At 54.3% G+C, this 254-nt stretch carries 1 rRNA gene; it reads left to right on the top strand.

What is annotated here, in order from left to right:
* A 16S ribosomal RNA gene (locus GJ695_RS29505) occupies positions 1 to 254 on the top strand; the annotation flags it as partial.

The raw sequence follows: 254 nt of genomic DNA, 5'->3' as shown, positions 1-254 counted from the left end.
GGTCCAGACTCCTACGGGAGGCAGCAGTGGGGAATTTTGGACAATGGGGGCAACCCTGATCCAGCAATGCCGCGTGAGTGAAGAAGGCCTTCGGGTTGTAAAGCTCTTTTGTCAGGGAAGAAAAGGCCGCAGCTAATATCTGTGGCTCATGACGGTACCTGAAGAATAAGCACCGGCTAACTACGTGCCAGCAGCCGCGGTAATACGTAGGGTGCAAGCGTTAATCGGAATTACTGGGCGTAAAGCGTGCGCAG

The organism is Duganella alba, assembly GCF_009674495.1.
GTDB classification, from domain to species: Bacteria; Pseudomonadota; Gammaproteobacteria; order Burkholderiales; family Burkholderiaceae_D; genus Rugamonas; species Rugamonas alba.
The sequence above is the reverse complement of the archived record's forward strand: the minus strand, read 5'-3'. Positions and strand labels throughout refer to the sequence as shown.